Annotated in this window: 8 protein-coding genes; 3 read left to right on the forward strand and 5 right to left on the reverse strand. The window is 54.2% G+C overall.

The annotated features are described in order from the left end of the window. The coding region (locus N6P30_RS24065; protein WP_260629997.1) for a hypothetical protein at positions 1-207 on the forward strand (207 nt) is incomplete at its 5' end. A 57-nt stretch (positions 208-264) separates the two neighbouring features. On the opposite strand, the gene N6P30_RS24070 is transcribed toward N6P30_RS24065, so the two are convergent. The 4 genes from N6P30_RS24070 to ccdA form a co-directional block, all read right to left on the reverse strand. Further along, positions 265-1,041 carry a site-specific integrase gene (locus N6P30_RS24070; protein WP_049245386.1) on the reverse strand — a complete coding sequence of 259 codons (777 nt, stop codon included), beginning with the start codon at positions 1,039-1,041 and terminating at the stop codon, positions 265-267. A gap of 178 nt (positions 1,042-1,219) precedes the next feature. Next, positions 1,220-1,726 carry a hypothetical protein gene (locus N6P30_RS24075; protein WP_023294776.1) on the reverse strand — a complete coding sequence of 169 codons (507 nt, stop codon included), beginning with the start codon at positions 1,724-1,726 and terminating at the stop codon, positions 1,220-1,222. 157 nt (positions 1,727-1,883) lie between these two features. Further along, the gene (ccdB, locus tag N6P30_RS24080) at positions 1,884-2,189 is read right to left on the reverse strand and encodes a type II toxin-antitoxin system toxin CcdB (RefSeq protein ID WP_016946795.1); all 306 of its coding nucleotides are present in this window, start codon (positions 2,187-2,189) and stop codon (positions 1,884-1,886) included. 1 nt (position 2,190) lies between these two features. Next, positions 2,191-2,409 carry a type II toxin-antitoxin system antitoxin CcdA gene (gene ccdA, locus N6P30_RS24085; RefSeq protein WP_023294775.1) on the reverse strand — a complete coding sequence of 73 codons (219 nt, stop codon included), beginning with the start codon at positions 2,407-2,409 and terminating at the stop codon, positions 2,191-2,193. 596 nt (positions 2,410-3,005) lie between these two features. Here ccdA and vapB point away from each other — a divergent pair. Beyond that, on the forward strand, positions 3,006-3,236 hold the full coding sequence (gene vapB / locus N6P30_RS24090; protein ID WP_023293777.1) for a type II toxin-antitoxin system VapB family antitoxin: 231 nt from the start codon (positions 3,006-3,008) through the stop codon (positions 3,234-3,236). Beyond that, positions 3,233-3,649 carry a type II toxin-antitoxin system VapC family toxin gene (locus N6P30_RS24095; protein WP_000754567.1) on the forward strand — a complete coding sequence of 139 codons (417 nt, stop codon included), beginning with the start codon at positions 3,233-3,235 and terminating at the stop codon, positions 3,647-3,649. Before vapB ends, N6P30_RS24095 begins: the two co-directional genes overlap by 4 nt. 45 nt (positions 3,650-3,694) lie before the next feature. Here the strand turns inward: N6P30_RS24095 and N6P30_RS24100 are convergent. Beyond that, positions 3,695-3,943 (reverse strand): hypothetical protein (locus N6P30_RS24100; RefSeq protein ID WP_220469962.1); only part of this gene is annotated, 249 nt, incomplete at its 5' end.

Here is a 3,943-nt window from a genome sequence, read left to right on the forward strand (position 1 = left end):
TCTTTCACTGACGGGGTGATTATTCGTGATACAAAGGTATTGATCACGCTCAATCTCCCGGATGGACAGAAAACCACTATTGAGGGGGAATGGCGGCATATGTCGGACGCCAACAGGTTGTCAGAACGTATTACGATGCTTCAGCATGCGATCTATGAGCAGTATGAGGAATACAGAGCAGATATTCCCGTCAGCTGGTCCAGATAACGTCTGACAGACCTCCCCGGCGAGCAGGACGTTCGCCAGCATCATTCTCCTAAGTACTTAAATATTCCCTTTCAGCATGGCTACCGCATCCGCTTCGGGCATCTGAAACTGAACTCGATGCCGCGCAGCAACATCAAGTGCGAACACCTTCGTATAGACTTCCGTCGAGCTAATCGATTTGTGGCCCATCAGGCTCTGCAAAACCTTCAGTGGTATGCCGGCATACAGCATATGCATCGCGTAGGAGTGGCGGAACGTATGCGGGGTGACCGGCACCGAGAATGTCACCCCGTCGACGGCGGCCGCTTCAACCGCTTCGCCAATCCAGGTCCGTACTGTCCGGTCGGTGATGTCCCAGATGCGGGCTTTCTCTGTTCTGCCGGTACGCTTGTTGCGTCTTTCCAAAGGTATTTTCAGGGTGGCCACCATCATCTGCAGCTGGCTGACGTAGTGGTGATCGGAGAGCGGAACCAGGCGATGCGCCTGACTACCGGCGGGTGAACGGCCGGCCGTTCTGGTCGCTTTCTCCGTTCGTTGTTTGAGTGTGGCCAGCTGCACAAACGGATACGGCGGTGCCAGCGAAAAATCCCCACGAGTTAGCGCCAGCGCTTCATTAATACGCGCACCGGTGTTCCACAGCGTCGCAAGCAACATCTTGCGGTGAAGATCCGGCACGTAATGGAGCAGGGCGCTGACTTCCGGCGCCAGCAGGTATTTCGGCAGTTCATCCTGTACGAGCGCCATCTGACGCAACGCCAGTGCCGCCGGATAATCAATGGCCACCGGCAACTGAGCAGAGGTATGTGTGACTCTCTGCCCCTGAATGGTAGGCATTATCATGAATTCTCCCCAGTCTTTTTACGCAGACGACGAATTTTAGCTTCGGTTCTTTCTTTACGTTTTTTCCGCCATACCCTAGAGAGGACGAGTTGTGCAGACCATTCCGTTGCATCGAGGCGGGTTCCAGGCAGACCGACGAGTTTTCGCAGTCTCTGGGCCAGAATAACGGCCTTTATCCCCAGACGGGCATAATGGAACTGACGTTCCCGATAATATGGGGAGAGATAGGGAGGCTCCCAGTACTGCTCATAATAAGCCGCGAGATGTCTCCGGACTTCATTCTGAAGTACCGGAAGTTCATGGATCCGGTACATAATCGGGGGGGGAGTGCCCGCCAGTCACCCGAAATATTCTTGATTATCAGCTCCGGAAGATTTTCCGTTGGAGTGTATACACCCTGCGGATCAGGCTCGCCGCAGTCTGTGGCCATACGAGCGCAGCCTTCCGCGAATTGTTCCAGTAAGAAAATCAACTCAGTTGCTATGAATAAACGTTCTTTATCCAGTAATTCCTGAGCAATCTTTAGCTCGTGGCGATGCCGTTCTGCAGCCGCTAAAGCCTCACGTTCGCCAGCGTAACGATGATTCAACCGGCTCACCAGAAGGGCAATGCTTCCGGTCAGTATCCCTCCCGATAACGTGGAGATCACCGGTACCCAGACTGAAATTCCGTCCGCCATATTTGTTCCTTAGGGTTTTTGCGTGAACCGTTCGTTTAAGCTGACCCCGCGAAAGCCTGCAGGGCATCCGCTCCGGAGAGCAGTTCATGCTGAGGGTTAAGCTCTGCGGCAATACTTCGTTTTGACATCCTCGATGTCTTTCAGGGCGGGGAGGCTGTCAAATTCCCCAGAACATCAGGTTTATCGCATTTTTGATGTCATTTTCCCGGTGGCTGAGATCGGCCACTTCCTCCCCGGTGACGGAGGACGTGACGCTGGCCATGTCCGTGGTCATCAGGCGGTAGCTGTCGTCCCCGATGTGCACCACCGGATAGAGTTCACAGGAAACCTTATCCGAAAGCAGCCGGGCGCTGGCCAGCGGGATCACCATGCGCCGCCCGGGGGTATCGATGATGTCACTCTGTACATCCACGAACAGACGATAGCGACTCTCTCTTTTATAGGCATAAACCTTAAACTGCATCTCACCAGTCCCTGTTTTCTTCGGCGAATGAACCGTTCATTTCAATAAACCGGGCAACCTCGGCCATCCCTTCCTGATTTTCAGCCTGCCAGCGTTCGGCACGCAAACGGCGGGCCTCATTCTGCATGGCCCTGTTCACCAGACCGGATATATTGACGTCCGCGGATTTCAGTAACTGATAACTGTCGCTGTCTATTGTGACGGTGATGCGCTGCTTCATAATTCACTCCGGAATACACACTAATGATATGCATATCAGTATAGCGTAAGGATGCAGCTGACTCACACCCGCCTGAAACATACTGTTATGTCGCCATTAATTTCATTTTGTGAAATTCACATTCAAAATAATCACCTTAGAGATAACATGCAGCCATACAGTCACGCTGTTAAATTACCTGGCGACCGTTCCGTCCGGATCCGACTTTTTACGTATAACGATGTTTCCGGAAGTGTACCACGGTCAGGGAATAAGCAAAGCGGTCTTTTCTGCCCCTGAGGACCGGGTTACGGGGCAGGGGAGGGACACAACATCTAGCGTCATGGTCAGCTGGGAACACCGCTACATCTTGTGTTTTTTCGGCACTGAGCGCCGGGGACGCAAAAGAAGATCCGAAACTGGGAGTTTTCGGATCTGCGGTGGAAAAATGAGAAAGCAGGATATGCACAGCATATCCATATGCCGCGCATCTGCATAGGGCAGACATACGCATATGCCAGTCATCTGCATATGTTACACCTATACAAACCCATCCGGCAGGCATATACTGCACATATGCACTCATACATCATGCATGATCAGCCGGAGGAACATCCATGCGCACAGTATCGATATTTAAAAACGGCAATAACCGCGCCATCCGTCTGCCCCGGGACCTGGATTTTGACGGCGTCAGCGAGCTGGAGATCGTCCGGGAAGGGGACAGCATCATTCTGCGTCCCGTCCGGCCGACCTGGGGCTCGTTCGCGCAGCTAGACAGGGCCGATCCGGACTTTATGGCGCAGCGTGAGGATGTGGTCAGCGACGAAGGACGCTTTGATCCATGAAGAAAACCTGGATGCTCGACACTAACATCTGCTCGTTCATCATGCGCGAGCAGCCGGCAGCGGTGCTGAAGCGCCTGGAGCAGGTGGTGCTGCGCGGTGATCGCATCGTGGTCTCGGCCGTGACGTATGCCGAGATGCGCTTCGGCGCCACCGGCCCGAAGGCCTCGCCGCGCCATATTCAGCTGGTCGACGCGTTCTGCGCGCGCCTCGATGCCATCCTGCCCTGGGACCGGGCTGCGGTGGACGCCACGACGGACATCCGGGTGGCGCTGCGCCTCGCCGGGACGCCGATCGGCCCGAACGACACCGCCATTGCCGGACACGCCATCGCGGCGGGCGCCATCCTGGTGACGAATAATACAAGAGAGTTTGAGCGGGTGCCGGGTCTGGTTCTGGAAGACTGGGTTAAGTAACGTAGTCAGGCCGCTATCCATCGGCCTGACAGTTTCTCTGCGATGTTATTTGTATTCCTTTTCACCGTTACTGAATGGCTCTACACGGATACGTGTTCTCTCATGTGTGAGTTTTGGCGGCCTGATGAATTTAGATATCCCCAGCTGGACGGCCAGAGTCCACATTTCGTCTGAATAAACGATACTGCGGTGATGCTTCTCAATGAGGAAAGCGTCATAATCATGATGACGGAACGTCTGTAACACCGACCTGACAAATGCCTGTGATGCCCAGCCTTCTTTCAGGCACTGGAT

The organism is Enterobacter sp. PL1 (assembly GCF_945957325.1).
In the GTDB taxonomy this organism is placed as follows: domain Bacteria; phylum Pseudomonadota; class Gammaproteobacteria; order Enterobacterales; family Enterobacteriaceae; genus Enterobacter; species Enterobacter roggenkampii.